The sequence below is a fragment of the Streptacidiphilus carbonis genome, assembly GCF_000787775.1.
Taxonomy (GTDB): Bacteria; Actinomycetota; Actinomycetes; order Streptomycetales; family Streptomycetaceae; genus Streptacidiphilus; species Streptacidiphilus carbonis.
Map to the genome: position 1 here is coordinate 32,376 of NZ_BBPM01000058.1, position 15,362 is coordinate 47,737.

At 69.6% G+C, this 15,362-nt stretch carries 28 protein-coding genes and 1 pseudogene; all 29 read left to right on the forward strand.

Annotated elements, in window-relative coordinates:
- The first annotated feature begins 211 nt into the window (after window positions 1-211).
- Window positions 212-883, forward strand: a complete 672-nt coding sequence (locus tag TR46_RS30925) for a hypothetical protein (RefSeq protein WP_042408135.1) — start codon at window positions 212-214, stop codon at window positions 881-883.
- Window positions 880-1,251, forward strand: a complete 372-nt coding sequence (locus tag TR46_RS30930) for a hypothetical protein (protein WP_152626781.1) — start codon at window positions 880-882, stop codon at window positions 1,249-1,251. The genes TR46_RS30925 and TR46_RS30930 overlap by 4 nt, the downstream gene beginning before the upstream one ends.
- Entirely contained in the window at window positions 1,248-1,502 is a 255-nt protein-coding gene (locus TR46_RS30935) for a hypothetical protein (protein ID WP_042408140.1), read from the forward strand. The genes TR46_RS30930 and TR46_RS30935 overlap by 4 nt, the downstream gene beginning before the upstream one ends.
- Entirely contained in the window at window positions 1,499-1,918 is a 420-nt protein-coding gene (locus TR46_RS30940; RefSeq protein ID WP_042408142.1) for a hypothetical protein, read from the forward strand. The genes TR46_RS30935 and TR46_RS30940 overlap by 4 nt, the downstream gene beginning before the upstream one ends.
- Complete coding sequence (locus TR46_RS30945; protein ID WP_152626782.1) at window positions 1,915-2,196, forward strand: hypothetical protein; 282 nt, start codon at window positions 1,915-1,917, stop codon at window positions 2,194-2,196. Before TR46_RS30940 ends, TR46_RS30945 begins: the two co-directional genes overlap by 4 nt.
- Window positions 2,193-2,615, forward strand: a complete 423-nt coding sequence (locus TR46_RS30950; protein ID WP_236655591.1) for a hypothetical protein — start codon at window positions 2,193-2,195, stop codon at window positions 2,613-2,615. The genes TR46_RS30945 and TR46_RS30950 overlap by 4 nt, the downstream gene beginning before the upstream one ends.
- A gap of 20 nt (window positions 2,616-2,635) precedes the next feature.
- Window positions 2,636-2,863: a hypothetical protein gene (locus tag TR46_RS30955; protein ID WP_042408150.1), complete on the forward strand. Its 228-nt coding sequence runs from the start codon at window positions 2,636-2,638 to the stop codon at window positions 2,861-2,863.
- Window positions 2,860-3,717 carry a PD-(D/E)XK nuclease-like domain-containing protein gene (locus tag TR46_RS30960; RefSeq protein WP_042408153.1) on the forward strand — a complete coding sequence of 286 codons (858 nt, stop codon included), beginning with the start codon at window positions 2,860-2,862 and terminating at the stop codon, window positions 3,715-3,717. Before TR46_RS30955 ends, TR46_RS30960 begins: the two co-directional genes overlap by 4 nt.
- An 11-nt stretch (window positions 3,718-3,728) precedes the next feature.
- On the forward strand, window positions 3,729-4,769 hold the full coding sequence (locus TR46_RS30965) for a hypothetical protein (RefSeq protein WP_174505169.1): 1,041 nt from the start codon (window positions 3,729-3,731) through the stop codon (window positions 4,767-4,769).
- Window positions 4,766-5,443 carry a phiSA1p31-related protein gene (locus TR46_RS30970; protein WP_042408156.1) on the forward strand — a complete coding sequence of 226 codons (678 nt, stop codon included), beginning with the start codon at window positions 4,766-4,768 and terminating at the stop codon, window positions 5,441-5,443. Before TR46_RS30965 ends, TR46_RS30970 begins: the two co-directional genes overlap by 4 nt.
- A 74-nt stretch (window positions 5,444-5,517) precedes the next feature.
- Window positions 5,518-6,261: a BRO-N domain-containing protein gene (locus TR46_RS38450; RefSeq protein WP_052433240.1), complete on the forward strand. Its 744-nt coding sequence runs from the start codon at window positions 5,518-5,520 to the stop codon at window positions 6,259-6,261.
- On the forward strand, window positions 6,258-6,380 hold the full coding sequence (locus TR46_RS45175) for a hypothetical protein (protein WP_269084287.1): 123 nt from the start codon (window positions 6,258-6,260) through the stop codon (window positions 6,378-6,380). Before TR46_RS38450 ends, TR46_RS45175 begins: the two co-directional genes overlap by 4 nt.
- Window positions 6,364-6,597 (forward strand): hypothetical protein, encoded by a 234-nt coding sequence (locus TR46_RS30980; RefSeq protein ID WP_042408158.1) that lies wholly within the window; start codon window positions 6,364-6,366, stop codon window positions 6,595-6,597. The genes TR46_RS45175 and TR46_RS30980 overlap by 17 nt, the downstream gene beginning before the upstream one ends.
- Entirely contained in the window at window positions 6,594-7,211 is a 618-nt protein-coding gene (locus tag TR46_RS30985) for a 3'-5' exonuclease family protein (RefSeq protein WP_042408160.1), read from the forward strand. Before TR46_RS30980 ends, TR46_RS30985 begins: the two co-directional genes overlap by 4 nt.
- A 436-nt stretch (window positions 7,212-7,647) precedes the next feature.
- A pseudogene (locus tag TR46_RS30990) lies at window positions 7,648-7,983 on the forward strand (HU family DNA-binding protein); the annotation flags it as partial.
- A 5-nt stretch (window positions 7,984-7,988) separates the two neighbouring features.
- The gene (locus tag TR46_RS30995) at window positions 7,989-8,237 is read left to right on the forward strand and encodes a hypothetical protein (RefSeq protein ID WP_152626783.1); all 249 of its coding nucleotides are present in this window, start codon (window positions 7,989-7,991) and stop codon (window positions 8,235-8,237) included.
- Window positions 8,238-8,272: 35 nt separating this feature from the next.
- The gene (locus TR46_RS31000; protein WP_042408165.1) at window positions 8,273-8,608 is read left to right on the forward strand and encodes a hypothetical protein; all 336 of its coding nucleotides are present in this window, start codon (window positions 8,273-8,275) and stop codon (window positions 8,606-8,608) included.
- On the forward strand, window positions 8,605-9,222 hold the full coding sequence (locus TR46_RS31005; RefSeq protein ID WP_042408169.1) for a hypothetical protein: 618 nt from the start codon (window positions 8,605-8,607) through the stop codon (window positions 9,220-9,222). The genes TR46_RS31000 and TR46_RS31005 overlap by 4 nt, the downstream gene beginning before the upstream one ends.
- Before the next feature lie 18 nt (window positions 9,223-9,240).
- Window positions 9,241-9,771 (forward strand): hypothetical protein, encoded by a 531-nt coding sequence (locus TR46_RS31010; RefSeq protein ID WP_042408173.1) that lies wholly within the window; start codon window positions 9,241-9,243, stop codon window positions 9,769-9,771.
- A 59-nt stretch (window positions 9,772-9,830) separates the two neighbouring features.
- Window positions 9,831-10,049 carry a hypothetical protein gene (locus TR46_RS31015; protein ID WP_042408177.1) on the forward strand — a complete coding sequence of 73 codons (219 nt, stop codon included), beginning with the start codon at window positions 9,831-9,833 and terminating at the stop codon, window positions 10,047-10,049.
- Entirely contained in the window at window positions 10,037-10,279 is a 243-nt protein-coding gene (locus tag TR46_RS31020; RefSeq protein ID WP_042408179.1) for a hypothetical protein, read from the forward strand. Before TR46_RS31015 ends, TR46_RS31020 begins: the two co-directional genes overlap by 13 nt.
- Window positions 10,276-10,416: a hypothetical protein gene (locus TR46_RS42745; RefSeq protein ID WP_161790233.1), complete on the forward strand. Its 141-nt coding sequence runs from the start codon at window positions 10,276-10,278 to the stop codon at window positions 10,414-10,416. Before TR46_RS31020 ends, TR46_RS42745 begins: the two co-directional genes overlap by 4 nt.
- Window positions 10,413-11,309 carry a hypothetical protein gene (locus tag TR46_RS31025; RefSeq protein ID WP_042408182.1) on the forward strand — a complete coding sequence of 299 codons (897 nt, stop codon included), beginning with the start codon at window positions 10,413-10,415 and terminating at the stop codon, window positions 11,307-11,309. Before TR46_RS42745 ends, TR46_RS31025 begins: the two co-directional genes overlap by 4 nt.
- Window positions 11,310-11,484: 175 nt before the next feature.
- Window positions 11,485-11,847: a hypothetical protein gene (locus tag TR46_RS38455; RefSeq protein WP_052433242.1), complete on the forward strand. Its 363-nt coding sequence runs from the start codon at window positions 11,485-11,487 to the stop codon at window positions 11,845-11,847.
- Between the two features lie 48 nt (window positions 11,848-11,895).
- Window positions 11,896-12,741 carry a class I SAM-dependent methyltransferase gene (locus tag TR46_RS31035; RefSeq protein ID WP_042408184.1) on the forward strand — a complete coding sequence of 282 codons (846 nt, stop codon included), beginning with the start codon at window positions 11,896-11,898 and terminating at the stop codon, window positions 12,739-12,741.
- Complete coding sequence (locus tag TR46_RS31040) at window positions 12,738-13,004, forward strand: HNH endonuclease (protein WP_042408188.1); 267 nt, start codon at window positions 12,738-12,740, stop codon at window positions 13,002-13,004. The genes TR46_RS31035 and TR46_RS31040 overlap by 4 nt, the downstream gene beginning before the upstream one ends.
- Window positions 13,004-13,249: an HNH endonuclease gene (locus TR46_RS42750; protein WP_042408191.1), complete on the forward strand. Its 246-nt coding sequence runs from the start codon at window positions 13,004-13,006 to the stop codon at window positions 13,247-13,249. The genes TR46_RS31040 and TR46_RS42750 overlap by 1 nt, the downstream gene beginning before the upstream one ends.
- 1 nt (window position 13,250) lies before the next feature.
- Complete coding sequence (locus tag TR46_RS31050) at window positions 13,251-14,810, forward strand: DUF5131 family protein (protein ID WP_042408194.1); 1,560 nt, start codon at window positions 13,251-13,253, stop codon at window positions 14,808-14,810.
- A gap of 83 nt (window positions 14,811-14,893) precedes the next feature.
- Entirely contained in the window at window positions 14,894-15,361 is a 468-nt protein-coding gene (locus tag TR46_RS44705) for an HNH endonuclease (protein ID WP_236655592.1), read from the forward strand.
- Window position 15,362: the final 1 nt, after the last annotated feature.

Genomic DNA, 15,362 nt, shown 5'->3' on the forward strand with positions numbered 1-15,362 from the left:
CCCCTTCCGACGCGTTGCCCCTCGCCCCTAAGCGACTACCCGCCTCCGCCCCTCCCCTGTCCGTCCGACCCCTTCCTTCCGACTGCTCGGCCCGAGCCACGTCGTTCCAGGACGGCTCTCCCCAGCCCACACGACCTCCCTGCCCTCCACGCTCCGCCTCCGCCTCTGCCCTGCCCACACGACCACCCAGGTCTCGAAAGGAACTCACCACATGACCAGCGCCTTCGCCAGCTTCACCAACCAAGCTTGGCCCCACCGCTTCTCCGGCACCATCACCGTCACCAACCTCGCCGGCGGCACCCCCACCGACCCCAAGGTCGCCGAAGGGTGGCTCCGGACCAAGCTCGCCGACAAGGACGACCTGATCCGCGAAATGGTCGCCCAGACGATGGTCGACCGCGGCGTCACCGCCGACGAGGCCGCCAGCATCGTCGACACCAACAAGCACCTCAACGGCTTCAAGCGCAACGACCACGGCCTCTACATCGAGGGCCGCCAGCTCAAGGCCGCCATCAAGGAAGCCGCCGGAGTCGCCCGGGCCACCGACAAGCTCAAGGGCCGCTGGGGCGCCACCAACAAGGGCGTCCACGGCTTCGTCGCCGAGCACATCATGGTCGTCGAGGACACGCTCCAGCTCGGCGTCATCGAGCCCACCCGGGTCCTGCAGTCGTTCCCGAAGAACCCGCGGACCGGCCAGACCGGCATCCAGTACACCGAGGTCATCGACGAGGCGTCGTTCGACTTCACGGTGATCAGCGACCACAAGTTCACCGATGAAGAGTGGGCCATGCTCTGGCTCACCGGTGAGCAGCAGGGCGTCGGCGCTTCCCGCTCGCAGGGCTTTGGCCGCTACGAGGTCACCCGCTGGGAGGCCCAGCGATGACGACCACTCTCACTCTGGCGCCCGCGCCGTCCGCGATGACCGCGGCGGCGAGCATGGCCCGGTTCTTGGCCTACAACCCGCAGTTCGCCGCGGTCGACTGCATCGACTGGCACCCGCGTCCCAGCGGGTTGCTGATGGCGAGCATCAAGATCGCCCACCCGGATGCGCTGCCGCTGCTGAACGAGCTGCTGGTGGCGCTCGGGTTCGAGCAGCCCACGCCGGTCGCCTACGTGTCGCCGGCGACGCAGCTGCCGATGATCTCGCTGACTCTTCGGGGTGAGCACGACGGTGCGCGGTGGCAGGTCGACGCTCACGTCACGACGGCCGCGTACGCCGCGCTCATGTCGGAGATGGCGGTGGCGTCGTGACGTTCCAGCAGATGATCCGCCGGGTCGAGGACTCCATGAGGTCCGCGGGTGACGTGCCGGACCCGGAGCGGGCGATGGCCATGATCCTGGTGGCGCGCAGGTTGACGGTGCCCGGGGTGACGGTGGACCAGGTCGTGTTCGCGATCTCGTCGGAGCACTTGCCGGTGCTGGGCAGGCCGGACGCGCTGCATGCGATCGCTGTGGGTCTGGCCGAGCGGGAGCTGCTCCCGGCTGGGCAGGTGGCCGCATGACCGCGCAGCGTGTCACCGCTCAGCCGGACGCCTTGTGGTTCCGGGTGGCGCTGGGCATCAGCGAGCAGGCCCTCAGGTCGACGGACTGGCTGGACCAGTTGGCGGCTGCGTTCGCGGAGGACCCGGAGCGCATCGCCGCGCAGCTGCTCGCCCTGAACGAGCTGAACGAGCAGACCCAGGCCAGCGTGGACGCCGGGGACGACCTGGCCGCGGACCACGCCGGCGGTCACGCGAACGCCGTGCGCGCCGCGCTCTCCGAGGATCTGCCGCTGGATCTGACGGTGCGCCTGGACGAGCAGGAGGCCCGGGACTTGTCGCTGGATGCGCTGGTCGCGGCCCGGCGCCTGTTCTCCGCGCGGGTGACGGCTGGCGTCGACCCGGACCGCAAGGCCCTGCCGTTGAGGAGCGTCGCATGAGCGAGACGGTCGGCGAGGAGCGGTTGTCGGTCCAGGCTCTTCGGCCTGGTATGACCGCCGACGACTTCAACCTGTTCCATCCGGTCGGTACGCGGGTGGTGGCGTATCCGGGGTTCCGGCCGGACGTGGTGCGCGGGTTCGAGTGTCCGCGTCTGGAGACGGTGACGCGGACTCCGGCGTGGACGCTGGGCGACGGCGAGCCGGTCGTGTCGGTCGAGGGCTATGCGGGCGGTATCGCCCTCACGCACATCGACCTGATCACCGGCGGTGCCTCATGAGGCTCCGTCAGGCACACGCGATGTCCGAGGCCGCCGTTGTGCTGACGGCCGCCGGGCTCGGCTTCGAGGCCTTCCCCTACGACCGGGAGGACTCGCGCGAGCCGGACGACTACATGGTCATCTGGACCGACATCACCGACCCGGGCATCACGCTCGATGCCCGGCACTACTGCCTCGACCTGCGACCTACCCCGGACGGGCAGGACGTTGTCGCGTCCCTGACCTACGGCCTGGGCCCGGTCGACGACGAGTACTGCGTGCTGCTGTCCCAGGCGTTTCCGGTGTGGGATGCCGAGTCCGAGGACGAGTTCCGCAAGGGCGTGGGCGCGGAGATCGCCCGGCTCGTCCTGGCGGCGGTAGCTGAGCACGAGGTGCCGTTCGTGGCCGCGTGTCGCGAGTGCATCGGCGGTGCCGAGTGAAGCGCCGGACGCAGCCCCGCGTGAAGGCCACCCGCGACGCGACCCGTGACCTGGTGCTCGCTGCGATCGCCCACCAGGGCGGCGAGTGGACCCCAGGCCGGGTGAAGCGGCTGTACGCGCAGCACAACCTGACCCACGTGTGGCGCAGGAACATCCGCCGGCTGCTGGCCCAGCTGTGCGCCGAGGGGCACCTGACGCTGCACGACTCGCCCGCGCGCCGGTTCTACACCCCAGGTGGTGGCGAGTGACGGTCACCTTCGACCAGCCCCTTCCGCTCGCCGCGGATCGCGAGCCCGGCGTGTACGACGACATCTCGATCGAGGAGTACCACGCCGACAAGACGTCGCTGTCGACGACCGGCGCGAAGCTCCTGCTGCCGCCGTCGTGCCCAGCGAAGTTCCGCTACGCCCAGGACAACCCGCAGCCGCCGAAGAAGACGTTCGACATCGGGCAGGCCGCACACTCCATCGTCCTTGGCGACGGCCCGGAACTGGCCCTGGTCGACCACGAGCGCTGGGACACCAAGGAAGCCAAGTTCGCGGTCCGTGAGGCCCGCGAGCGCGGCGCGGTGCCCTTGAAGCGCGGCGACTTCGAAGCCGTGCACGGCATGGCCGACGCAATCCGCCGACACCCGAACGTCGGACCCATGTTCGCCGCCGGCGTCGCGGAGCGGTCCGTGTACTGGCGGCACCAGGAAACCGGGGTCCTCTGCCGAGCCAGGCCCGACTGGCTCACCGAGACCCGCACGGGGCAGACCGCGATCGTGGACCTGAAGTCCGCTGCCGCCGCCGACCTGGAGAGCCTCCAGAAGGCGCTGTGGAACTTCGGCTACTACCTACAAGAGGCCTGGTACCGGTCCGGCGTCCGGGCCGCGCTCGGCGCGGTGGACCCGCTGTTCATCTTCGTGTTCGTCGAGAAGACCCCGCCGTATGTGGTCACCCCGATTCGGCTCGACCACGAGGCGCAGCGGATCGGCGCCGCCCAGCGGGCCATCGCACTGAACATCTACCGCACCTGCGTCGACGAGGGCCGCTGGCCCGGATACGTCGACGACATCGAAATCCTCCCGCTCCCCGTCTGGGTCGAGCGTCTCTTCAACTAGGAGTCATCGCAATGCAGCAGGTCGAGCAGTACCAGTCCAAGCCGGTGGCCGTTCCCGGTCGTCTCGGTCAGGGAACCGCCGTCGAGCAGTCCCGGGCAGTGGCGGAGGTCCAGGCGGCGATCGTCGTCGCCCAGCAGTGCCCGCGCAATATCCAGGCCGCGATGGCGGAGATGCGCACCTCGTGCACCCAGCTGTTCCTGGCGGAGAAGGCGTTCTACCGCTTCCCGCGCGCCGGCCAGACGGTGTCGGGCCCGTCGGTGCACCTGGCCCGGGAGTTGGCCCGCTGCTGGGGCAATCTCCAGTACGGGCTGGTCGAGATGCGGCGCGACGACGACTACGCGCAGTCGGAGATGCAGGCGTTCGCGTGGGATGTGGAGAAGAACTCCCGTAACAGCTCGACGTTCATCGTGCCGCATCTGCGGGACACGAAGCAGGGCCCGAAGAAGCTGACGGACACCCGCGACATCTACGAGCTGAACACGAACAACGGTGCGCGGCGGGTGCGTGAGGCGATCTTCGCGATCCTGCCGCCGTGGTTCGTCGAAGAGGCGAAGCAGATCTGCATGCAGACGCTGCAGTCCGGCGGTGGGGAGAAGCCGCTGGCGCAGCAGATCGCCGACGCGCTCGCCCGGTTCTCGGGCGAGTTGGGGGTGAGCGAGCAGCGGATCACGGGCAAGTACGGGCCGATCGTGAACTGGACGACGCACGAGGTCGCGCAGCTGCGGATCATCTACCGGTCGTTGAAGAACGGCGAGGTGACCGTCGAGCAGGAGTTCCCGACCGCTGCAGTGTCGGGCGCCGACTTCGCTCCGGCTCCGGCGAAGGCGCCAGCGCCGGCCGCCAAGAAGGCCGAGCCCGCGGCGGAGGTCCCGGCAGCGGGTGCTGCCCCGGTGACAATCTGGGACCGCATCGACGCGGCCCGGGTCGAGAAGGGCTGGTCGCAGGAGCAGACCGAGGTCGAGTTCGCGAACTGGTCCGGCGGCGAGGAGATCGGCACCGTCGCGGACGCGCAGCTGGAGAGCTTCATCGCATTCATGGCCGGTGCGGCATGAGCCGCCCGCTGCACGTCAATCACTTCGCCGAGGCGGAGCGTCACCTGTCGCAGGCCTCGTGGCGGCGAAGCAGCGACCCTCGGTCGCCGTACTCCGACCCGCAGACTGCGTCGCTGCTCCTCGCGCAGGCCCAGGTGCACGCCACGCTCGCCGGGCTGCCCGAGGAGGCCAAGGCTGCGCAGGAGCGGCTGCGGGAGGTCGAGCGGGAACTGTCGGTGATGCGGCGGGTTGTCGCGGACACCATCGGCGAGTTCATGTTCGACGGTCCGATGGCCGCGAAGCGGATCGCGTGGGGTCTGGCGTACAGCTTGGAGAGCCGTCGGGTGTCGATCGCAGACGCGGCCCGGGAGCGAATCGAGGGCCTCGGCGGCAACCCGGATGCGCTGTGGGCCGACCCGGACGACAACCGGCCGCGGCCCGAAGGCGACCCGTTGATGTTCCAGGTGGACGGCATCACCTACGACTTGTCGCTGCCGCACCGGGACCGGAACGGCACGCAGTGGGTGCACCACGGGAGCCGGGACCAGGAGGGGCTGCCGATCTTCGCCACCAACGGGAACGCCGGGAGCACTGGCCATCGCGCCGGGTCGCTGCGATACGCGATCCGAGCCTGGGGGCCGCTGACGCCGGAACCCCGCAGCGGCCCCGGCTACTCGGACGAGCCGCCGTTCTAGCCCGGTCGCGGGGCCGCCACGACTGCGGCGGCCCCGCTCGACCCGATCCATCTCTCACCAAAGAAGAGGACCTGATGAGCATCATCCCATCCGACGCAGTGCAGGTGTTCGCGTTCAACGGCGCCGAGGTCCGGGCACTGGTCGTCAACGGCGACCCGTGGTGGGTGGCGGCCGACGTCGCCTCCGCGCTGGAGCTCGGCAATCCCCGCAGTTCTCTCGCCCGTCTCGACGACGACGAGAAGGGGGTCCACACCATGGACACCCCTGGCGGCCCGCAGCAGATGGTCACCGTCAACGAGCCGGGCTTGTACTCGCTGATCCTTCGCTCGCGGAAGCCGGAGGCGAAGTCGTTCAAGAGGTGGATCACCCACAAGGTGCTGCCGGCGTTGCGGACGACCGGCTCCTACACCGTCAGCGGGTCGAGCGCCCCGGAGCCCGCGACGACGGTCTCGTGGGATCAGGCCGCGGCGATCGCCCGCCTGCAGTACGGCTTCGACATCGACACGGCCGGCCTGCGGGACCTCCTCTCCAAGGGCGGGATCCTCACGAAGGACCTGCGCCCGCACCGCAAGTGGGAGCACCTGTTCTGGCCGCTGGCGAACCGGTGGGAGATCCACGCCTACGTCCTGCCGCAGTTGATCCGCTACGCGGTGACGGTACGACGCCAGTTGGCCGCGGCGGAGGAGGACCTGCAGTTGTCGCTGCCGCTGCCGATGTCGGGTCTGCTTGTCGAGGCTCCCGTGCCGGTGGCGCGTCCTCCGCTGCTGGCCGAGGTCCTGAACCTGCCGCGGCAGACCCGGGGCGGTGACGCGTCGTGAACGACATCTACATCGCCGCCGCGGTGGTCGCCTACTTCGCTCTGCTGGGCTACTCGCTCCACTACGCCCGCCAGAACTCGCAGCCGTCCCGGGAGGTGTCGGATGTCCGCGAGGGGTGAGGTTGATCGGCTGACCCGCGAGAACCGGGAACTTCGCACGCAGTTGGAGGACGCGCTGCGTGAGGTCGCGGAGGTGTCCGGCGCGAACGGGCAGCTGGCCGCGAAGCTCGACGAGCGAGACATCACGATCCGCGGCCTCACCGAGGAGCGCGACACCGCAGTCGCCTCCGTCGAGGCCATGCGCATCGAGGATATGGAAGCGGGGTTCACCTCATGACGCGCCTCGCCTTCACGGACCTGGAGACCCTGGGCCTGGACCCGTGGGAGCACGACACCTGGGAAATCGCCGTCATCCTCCGCGACGAGAACGGCCAGGAAGCCGAGCACCTGTGGCAGCGGCGTCCGACGGAGCTCGCCGTGGTCCATGCGGATCCGAAGGCGTTGGAGGTTGGCCGCTTCTGGGAGCGCCGCGCGGTTCCGGATGGGGCGTGGGCGGCGGACATGCTCGCCGAACCGGGCCCGCGTCCGATGGAACTGTCGGAGCTGCACGCCGAGGTCGCAGCGGTTCTGGCGGGTGCGGTGATGGTCGGCTCGAATCCGTCATTCGATGCGTCATTCCTGCATGTGATGCTCGGCGCGGCACCGTGGCACTACCGGACGCTGTGCGCGCCGACGATGGCCGCCGGCTATCTGCACGGTGCGCTGACGGCCAAGGCGGGCGGCGACCGCTCGTACTTCCTGGAGTCGTATCCGCCGATCAAGTTCAGCTCCTACGACATCTCGGAGCAGATGGGTGTGCCGCGGCCGGCTGACGACGTGGCGCACACGGCGCTCGGCGACGCCCGATGGGCGCGGGACCTGTACGACGCGGTGACGGGCGGCCAGTCGTGATCGCCCTCCTCGCCCGCCTGCGCCGCACTCCCCCACCGCCGGTCCGCTACGCCACGTTTGGCGCGCCGCCTCCGCCGCCCGTAGAGCCGCCGGTGGTACGGGGCCTGCTGGTTCAGGAGTGGAACACCTGCCCCGCTCACCCGCAGTACGTCTCCGTCCTGGAGCCGAGGTGTGGCTGCCCATGACCCCACGTCGCCCGCTGACTCTGCGCCGCGAGTGTGAGCGGCCCGCGGTCCGCGACTGCCAGTCCTGCGGCGGAACGGTCTCTGGCCGCTGGGACGGACCCGACTTCGTCTGCGGCCCTCAGGGTCACCGGACCGAGCCGATAGAGACCGGCCCCATCCGCACCTACGCCTAACCCGCACCACCCCTGACCTGGGGATCCGCCTGCCCACTGGCGAGTCCCATTCACCGCACAACCCTCATGGAGCACAGCATGAACAAGGCACAACTGGTTGAAGCCGTCGCCAAGGAGCGCGGCGTGCCGGTGACGAAGGCCGCGCCGTTCGTCGACTCGGTCCTGGACGCGATCGTCCGCGAGGTCACCAATGGCGGCAACGTCAGCGTGACCGGCTTCGGCGTCTTCGAGAGCGTGGAGCGCGCCGCTCGTCTCGCCCGCAACCCGCAGACCGGCGAGCCCCACCACGTCCCGGCGCGCTGGGTTCCCCGCTTCCGCCCGGGCCAGGGGTTCCACGACCTGGTGAACGGCGACCGTGAGCTGCCGGACAACCGGTGGGCGATCGCGAAGGCCCCCAAGGGCACGTTCGGCGGTGCGAAGTGACTGCCGACCAGCCCACCACCCCGCCTGAGGGCGTGTGCGGCAAGTGCCGCCAGGTCCGGCCCTTGTTCCTGTTCGCGTGGGTGCCCCGCGGCTGGATGGAGTTCAAGGAGGTCGGCCTGTGCGCCCGCGACTACTCGCAGGCGGAGCTGGCCTACGAGAACGACGAGCCGATGCCGTGGGCCGACCTGTTCGTCAGCGGCACCGACGAGGAGATCGCTGCAGCGCTGTCAGGCGGTGCCCGGTGAGTGGCCGTCCTGTCCCGTACCGGGACCTGCTGCGTATGGCTGAGCACTCGACGGGGTTCCTGTGGGAGGTGCCGGGCAACGAGTCCGTGACCATCCTCGTGGTACCCCAGCGCATGGGTGTGGGTCCGTGGATGATCGAGCGCCGCGGTGACGGCGACGAGACCGTGTGGACCGGCACCAGCTGGGCGACGGCGAACCGGCCCATGGAGATGATCTACCGCTGGACGCTCGCTGAGGCCCTGCGGCAGGTCGACAACATCGTCGCGGCGGAAGCCGGGCGGCACCTGCTGTGGAAGCAGCAGCGCAGCCAGCCGGCCGAGATCGTGGACGAGTTCCTCGCCGAGTTCGCCAGTACGGCGGTGGCTTCGTGAAGCTCCTCGCGATCTTCCGCCGCACCCCGCCGCCTCGTCAGCCCGGCCGGCACAGCGCCGAATGGGCCGCCATGGTCGACCGCTGCCAGCAGGCCGAGCTGCACCGCGACTCGTACCGGACCCGGCTGGAGACTGCCGACGCCCGCGCCGAGAGGCACGTCGCCGAGATTACCCGCTGGGCCGAGGTGGTCGACTCCGCCGGGGACCAGTTCGCCGAGCTGATGGCCATGTACGAGGAGCGCGTTGCGGAGCTCCAGTCCCTTCGGTCCCTCCTCGACGCCTCCGACGGCCGCCCCTGCATTCACGTGGATGCGCCGATCGAGCAGGGCTGCCGCGACACCCCGCAGGCCGCCTCGGAGACCGTCCGGGACCTGTCGCTGCTCGACCTCGCCGAGGACGGCGACCGGCCCCGCCTGGACCTCCTCGCGGGCCTGAAGGCGGCCAAGTCGTCCAGCGGACGGAAGCCGCCGCTGCCCGGCGAGGCCACCACCCAGCTGCCCGTCGTGAGCGCGGTCCTGCCCGCGTGGGACCGCAGCGTTCCCGTGCCCGTACCCGTGTCCGCGATCACCGGCGAGCGGGCCCGCGAGTCCGTCGACGCAGTCGTCAACGCCTAACCCTCGAAGGAGAACCCGATGACCGGCACAACCCCGCTCTTCGGCCCGAACCGCATCCGTCCCGGCTACGAGGACACCGAGTGGTCCGTGTGGATCACCGGGATGGACGACATCCTCAACCAGCCCGACCTGACGACCGCGCTGATGGTCGCCGCCGAGCACAACGCGATGGCTCTCAGCATCCACGACGGCTCGCCGCTCACCCCGAACACCTGGGCGATCGTGCTGCACCACGGCTACGCCTGGCAGCGCCCCCAGCCCGCCGCCGAGCAGTCCGGGCCGTACACGGTGCACATGGTAGTCGAGATCCGCTGCCCGCTGTGCTCCTACGTCCTGGACGAGGAAGGCGAAGGCGTCCAGTGCTACCCGACGGAAGAGGGCGCCCGACAGTCCGCCATCGGCCAGGGCTGGACCGAACTCGTCGACGGCCGGGTGATCTGCATGGACGACCTCGACGAGGAACACATCAACGCCCGCGCCGAGTCCGAGGCGATCAAGAACCCGCCGAAGCGCGAAGAGATCCCCGGCCAGGAAGCACTCCCGGTCTGACCACCGCCCGATCCGCCGGGCGCCCACTTCCCCGGGCGCCCGGCCCACCTGGAGACCCCATGGACCAGCACCCGTACTTCATCGCAGTCCTCGCCGTCGCCGTACCCGCGTTCATCTGCCTCGCCCTGCGCGCACTGCGTGAACTCGTCGGCCTGGTCAACGAGATCGAACTCCGCCGCCAGCGCAAGGAAGCCGAGTCCGCTCAGGCCAGCGACGACATCGTGTTCCGCCGCATCACCAAGGACGCCAAGCGGCCCAAGGGCGGGTGGACGACGTGAAGGACAGCGCCGAAGACACCCTGCTGCGCGCCGAATCCCTCGGCCTGCACGAGAACAGCAGCTCGGAACGCGAAGCCGCCCGCGACGTCGTCAGCAAGCGCTCCACCGACGACAACGACCGCGTCCAGCTCCTGCAGATGCTCGGCCTCGCCGACGACCCCCACCGGGTCAAGCGCAGCCCAACCCACCCCAGCAGGCCAGCCAGCAGGACCCAAGGAGGAGACCAGTGAGCTTCCTCGCCTGGCTCGGCATCGCCGTCCTCATCCTCATCGGCTCCAGCGCCCTCGGAGTCCTCCTCGCCGCCGCCGGCAAACGCCTCAAGCCCATGCCCAAGCAGCCCGACCCGCAGGAAGGAGAAGAGCAGTGACCACGGCAGTCCGCAGTCGGCCCAGCACGATGGCCGGCGCCGTCCACTCCAAATGCCGCTGCCACCGCTGCCGCATCGGCTACAGCCACTGGCTCGCCAACCGGCGCCAGCAGCTCGCCGACGGAACCTGGCAGCCGTTCGTCGACGCCGGCCCGGCCCGCGACCACATCAACCGACTGCACGCAGACGGAATGAGCCTGCCCGTCATCGCAACCCTCGCCGAACTGAACCTCGAAGACGTCCGCCGGGTACGCGGACCGGTCGGCCGGCGCCCCGGCGCAGTCCGGATCCGCCCCGACACCGCCCGCGCGATCCTCGGCGTCGAGCTCCACTTCAGCCACCTGCCCGCCGGCGCGTACATCCCGACCCGCGGTGCGGTCCGGCGCGTGCAAGCACTGCGCGCAATCGGCTGGCCCGCGAAGGAGCTGTGCCGCAGGGCCGGGCTCAGCGAGAAGGGCATGTCGTCGCTCCTGATCCAGAAGCACACGCAGGTCTCCACCCATCAGCGCATCGCCGACCTGTACGAGCTGCTCAAGGACCAGAACCCAGTCGAGCACGGCGTCGACGCGGTGATCTGCCGACGTGGCATGCGCTACGCAGCCGGCCAACGGTGGGCCGTACCAGCGGCGTGGACGGACATCGACACCGACGAGCAGCCCGACCGGAAGATCCGCTCCCCGCGCTACCAGAAGGCCGCTCCGGGCGACCGCAGCCGCGAGGTCATCGACGAGACCGAGCACCTGGCCGGATTCGGCTTCACCCGCGCGGAGATCGAGGTCCGGCTCGGCATCAGCTGGGAGGCCATCCGGCAGACGCATCGCCGAGCCGGGGTCGACGTGCCTTTGGTCCTGGCTGAGGAGTCGGAGGATGCCTCGCGCGGTGGTGGCCCGTGACCGACATGAGCCTGTCTCTGGTCTATCCGCCCACGTGCCGCTGGAACACCGCAGCCGGACGGTGCGGGAGCAAGGACGTCCGGCCTTATCCCTGCGGCCATCGCTGCGACCCGCACAGCCCATGGGCGCTCGCTGGACGGCCCGAACCCATCACCCCGACCAAGCAGGAGCAGCAGTGAAGTACTTCCACGGCGGGGCACCCGGCCTCAAGGTCGGCGATCTGCTGCGCCCCGCGATCTCGCTCGGCAAGGAACACGGGCGCTCGCCGAACCAGCCCAACTACAGCCCGCACCGCGTCTACCTGACCCGCGCCCGCTGGTACGCCGACCTGTTCGCGCACATGGGCGACGGCGACGTGTACGAGGTTCGGCCCGTCGGCCGCGCCGTACCGGACCCGGATGCTCGCGGCTCCTTCACCTGCTCCTGCGCGACGGTCACCGCAGTCCTCGCCCAGCACCCCGTGGAGCTGCCCGAGCAGGCCCGCGCGCTTCGGCGAGGCGCACTCCGGCGACCCGGAGCGGTCGCTCTGGGTCTCTGATTCCGTGCGCTCAAAAACAAGATCCGGAACACCCAAGGAGCAAATAGCGTGGCCAAGACCACATCCCGCGACAGTTGGATCAGCGCGGAGACCGAACGCAAGGAGTCGGACTTCCGCGGCATCCTCGGCATGCACGTCAACATCTGCAAGGGCATCATGCGCCGGCGCCCGGGGCACCCCTACCTGTACGCCGACCTCTATGCGGGACCCGGGCATCTCGAATACAAGGGGAAGCAATTCCCGGGCAGCCCACTCATTGCTCAGGATCTTCTCGTTCGCGCCAACATCCCCTACGAGGCGGTCCACTTCGAGCAGGACGGCGAGGTTGCCGAGCGCCTTCAGTCGGCTCTCTACAGCGAGCCCGGCGCCCTCTTCGGCGGCCCCGACGCAACGAACTCGCCGGTGTACAACGAGTCCTTCGAGTCCGGCTTCCCCCGCTGGCTCAGGGGCAACGGGGCCCAGGCTCGCCGCCTCGGCCTGGTCTACGCCGACCCGATCAAAGACGAGATCCCCCACGCCCTGTTCAACCAGTGCGCGCGACTTCTCCCCCAGGTCGATCTTCTCTCCTACGTCTCTGCGACGCAGTACAAGCGGCGGCGCGGCAGCGAGTTGCGACTGAAGGGGGAGACCGACAAGCCGCTGTTCTCCGACCACGTCAGCGCGGTGAACAAGCGGATCGCGCTGATCCGCGAACCGGGCGGACCCTGGCAGTGGACGTTCGTCCTCTGGTCGAACTGGGTCGACATGCCCGAGTGGCAGAGCCATGGCTTCTACCGGCTCAACTCCTCCAAGGGCCAGCGCATCCTCGACCGCCTGGACCTGACCGACGCGCAGCAGCGGGAGAAGGCCCAGGACCCGCTGTTCCCAGCATCCGGCGCAGGTGACGCGGCATGACAACCCTGCGCCCCTACTCGCCGCCCCGACCAGAAGACGCGCCGTACCGGTCGTACGCCGAATACCTCCGCCACCCGCGGTTCCTCGCCGTCCGGGCCCAGGTCTTCGAGCGCGCTGGCGGGAAGTGCGAGCGCTGCGGCGAGCGGCCTCCGACCGAGCCGCACCACTGGCGCTATCCGCCCTGGGGCGCGTTCGACGTCCCCGAGAACCTCACGGCGATCTGCCACCCCTGCCACTGCGAGATCCACGGAAAGGCGAGTTGATGACCGTCATCCCCATGCGCGACGGACAGTCCGCGTGCGCCATGGCCATTCGGTCGGTGGTCGACGACGAGGTGCGCAGCGCCATCCTCCAGCGCGCCGACGGCGCATGTGAGATGTGCGCGGCGGCAGTCGACGTCGAGTTGCACCACGTCACCTATCGGCCAGCCGAGCCCATTGCCGCCATGGACAACCTCTTCGTCCTCTGCGGCCCCTGCCACGCCTCCATGCACGGAATCGAGAACTGACGTGACCAACCTCGGCCCATACAAGGTCCACCCCTTCGCTGACGCGTTCCCGCTGATCGAGGCGGAGGAGTTCGAGGAGCTCGTCTCCGACGTCAAGCGCCACGGCCTGCGCCAGCCGATCGTTGTCACCCATGAGGGCGATGTCCTGGTCGACGGCAGGAACCGCTGGCGCGCCTGTGAGGCCGCAGGTGTCAAGCCCAAGATCGAGCGGCTCGCCGGGCAGTACACCGACGCGATGCTGCTGGACTACATCGTGTCCACGAACATGGCGCGGCGGCATCTGAACCTCGGACAGCGCGCCATGGTCGCCCTGGCCTACGAGTCGGCAATCGCCGACGTGGCCAAGGCGACAGAAGCGGCCCGGCTCGCAAGCGCCCCCCGCGCCGAGGTCGGACAGACCAAGGGTGGAAAGTTCGTCGCTAAGAGTGACGGACCGTCGGACGCAGATCTGCGTCCGAAGCACATGCGCACCTCGGCCGCCAAAGCGGCGGCGGTAACCGGTGCGTCTCCACGCGCTGTCCAGCAGGCCAAGGCCGTACAGCGGGATGCCCCCGACTTGGCCGAGAAGGTCAGAGTCGGAGAGATCGCTCTTGATGCCGCAGACAAGCAGCGCAAGAAGCGCCAGCAGGAGGCCCGGCGCCAGCCTGAGCCGGTTCCCGCGGCGGCGCCCGCCGTCCCGGAGCCCGCAGGCCCGGTGATGGTCACGCTCCGCACCAACACCGGCGCGCCCGTCCTCGTCCCGCCGCGCAAGTCCAAGGCCGTGTTCAACGAGTCCAACGGCGAGGGCATCTCCTGGGCACAGTGGTCGTGGAACCCCGTCACCGGGTGCCTTCACGGCTGCGACTACTGCTACGCCCGCGACATCGCCACCAGCGAGAAGATGCGCGCCGCCTACCCCGTCGGCTTCACGCCCCTGTTTCGCGAGGACCGACTCGAAGCGCCGGCGAACACCTCCATCCCGGCAGCCCACCGCGACGACCCGGCCTGGCGGCGCGTGTTCGTGTGTTCCATGGCCGACCTGTACGGCCGCTGGGTTCCGGACGAGTGGATCGAGCGCGTCCACAGCGCGTGCTTGGCCAGCCCGCAGTGGGACTACATCCACCTCACGAAGTTCCCGGCGCGGTACATCGGCCTGGACTTCCCCGCCTCGTCCTGGGTCGGCACCTCCGTGGACGAGCAGAAGCGTGTGCGGATCGCCGAGGACGCCTTTCGGCAGATCGGCGACGTTCGCGTGAAGTGGCTGTCCCTGGAGCCGCTTCTGGAGCCGCTGCAGTTCACCGACCTGTCGATGTTCGACTGGGTCGTCATCGGCGCCCAGACCGAGACCCACCAGCCCACCGGCAAGGTCGCCGCGTTTGCGCCGCCGTTCGAGTGGGTTGCCCGCATCGTCGCCCAGGCCCGCGAGGCCGGCTGTCGGGTCCACCTGAAGCCGAATCTCCTCGGCCGCACCGGACCCAACTCCCCCGGCATGCAGCTCCCGGACGAATACCCGCAGCTTGACGCCCCTCGCCCGCTGCGGGAGTTCACGCAGATCCCGGGACAGACCGCCATCGCCGTGTAGCACCACCGCGGGGCGGTCAGCGCGACCGCCCCGCACCCCTCCCTTGCCCACCTTGTTCAAGCCGTCGCCGAAAGAAGATCCACATGGCCCACCTGGAGTCGCTCAAGCTCGACTTCGAACTACTCGTCGCCGCGCTCATCGGCCGCGTCGACAACCACACCCTCGGCCTGTTCGTCCGCGGGCTTGCGTGGGCTGCCGATCACAAGCGCACCTACATCCCGGCTGGTGTCCTCCGGGCGCTCGACGACGACTCCGACGAGGCAGTCCGTGCGCTCGTCGACTGCGGCCTCCTCCTCGCCCCCGACGGCCGCCAGCTCTGCCACTTCGCAGAGGGTGCATGGCGCATGTGCAACGTCGGACGCATTCCCATTCCGGAAGGCGTGCGCGCCGTCGTCTATGCGCGCGACGGTCACCGCTGCCAGGAATGCGGATCCCCAGAACGACTCACGGTTGACCACTGCCATCCCGTCGCCCTTGGCGGCGGCGACGAGCTCGACAATCTGCGCACCCTCTGCCGCTCCTGCAACAGCCGGAAGGGGGCGAAGGTCTGAT

Excerpts from the sequence above, each read along its gene's own strand:
- TR46_RS31010 (WP_042408173.1), top strand. The coding sequence starts at position 9,241 with ATGACCGGCACAACCCCGCTCTTCGGCCCGAACCGCATCCGTCCCGGC.
- TR46_RS30940 (WP_042408142.1), top strand. The coding sequence starts at position 1,499 with ATGACCGCGCAGCGTGTCACCGCTCAGCCGGACGCCTTGTGGTTCCGG.
- TR46_RS30945 (WP_152626782.1), top strand. The coding sequence starts at position 1,915 with ATGAGCGAGACGGTCGGCGAGGAGCGGTTGTCGGTCCAGGCTCTTCGG.
- TR46_RS44705 (WP_236655592.1), top strand. The coding sequence starts at position 14,894 with ATGGCCCACCTGGAGTCGCTCAAGCTCGACTTCGAACTACTCGTCGCC.
- TR46_RS30930 (WP_152626781.1), top strand. The coding sequence starts at position 880 with ATGACGACCACTCTCACTCTGGCGCCCGCGCCGTCCGCGATGACCGCG.
- TR46_RS42750 (WP_042408191.1), top strand. The coding sequence starts at position 13,004 with ATGACCGTCATCCCCATGCGCGACGGACAGTCCGCGTGCGCCATGGCC.
- TR46_RS30985 (WP_042408160.1), top strand. The coding sequence starts at position 6,594 with ATGACGCGCCTCGCCTTCACGGACCTGGAGACCCTGGGCCTGGACCCG.
- TR46_RS31015 (WP_042408177.1), top strand. The coding sequence starts at position 9,831 with ATGGACCAGCACCCGTACTTCATCGCAGTCCTCGCCGTCGCCGTACCC.
- TR46_RS30925 (WP_042408135.1), top strand. The coding sequence starts at position 212 with ATGACCAGCGCCTTCGCCAGCTTCACCAACCAAGCTTGGCCCCACCGC.
- TR46_RS30980 (WP_042408158.1), top strand. The coding sequence starts at position 6,364 with ATGTCCGCGAGGGGTGAGGTTGATCGGCTGACCCGCGAGAACCGGGAA.
- TR46_RS31040 (WP_042408188.1), top strand. The coding sequence starts at position 12,738 with ATGACAACCCTGCGCCCCTACTCGCCGCCCCGACCAGAAGACGCGCCG.
- TR46_RS30970 (WP_042408156.1), top strand. The coding sequence starts at position 4,766 with ATGAGCCGCCCGCTGCACGTCAATCACTTCGCCGAGGCGGAGCGTCAC.
- TR46_RS38450 (WP_052433240.1), top strand. The coding sequence starts at position 5,518 with ATGAGCATCATCCCATCCGACGCAGTGCAGGTGTTCGCGTTCAACGGC.
- TR46_RS31000 (WP_042408165.1), top strand. The coding sequence starts at position 8,273 with ATGGCTGAGCACTCGACGGGGTTCCTGTGGGAGGTGCCGGGCAACGAG.
- TR46_RS30965 (WP_174505169.1), top strand. The coding sequence starts at position 3,729 with ATGCAGCAGGTCGAGCAGTACCAGTCCAAGCCGGTGGCCGTTCCCGGT.
- TR46_RS30950 (WP_236655591.1), top strand. The coding sequence starts at position 2,193 with ATGAGGCTCCGTCAGGCACACGCGATGTCCGAGGCCGCCGTTGTGCTG.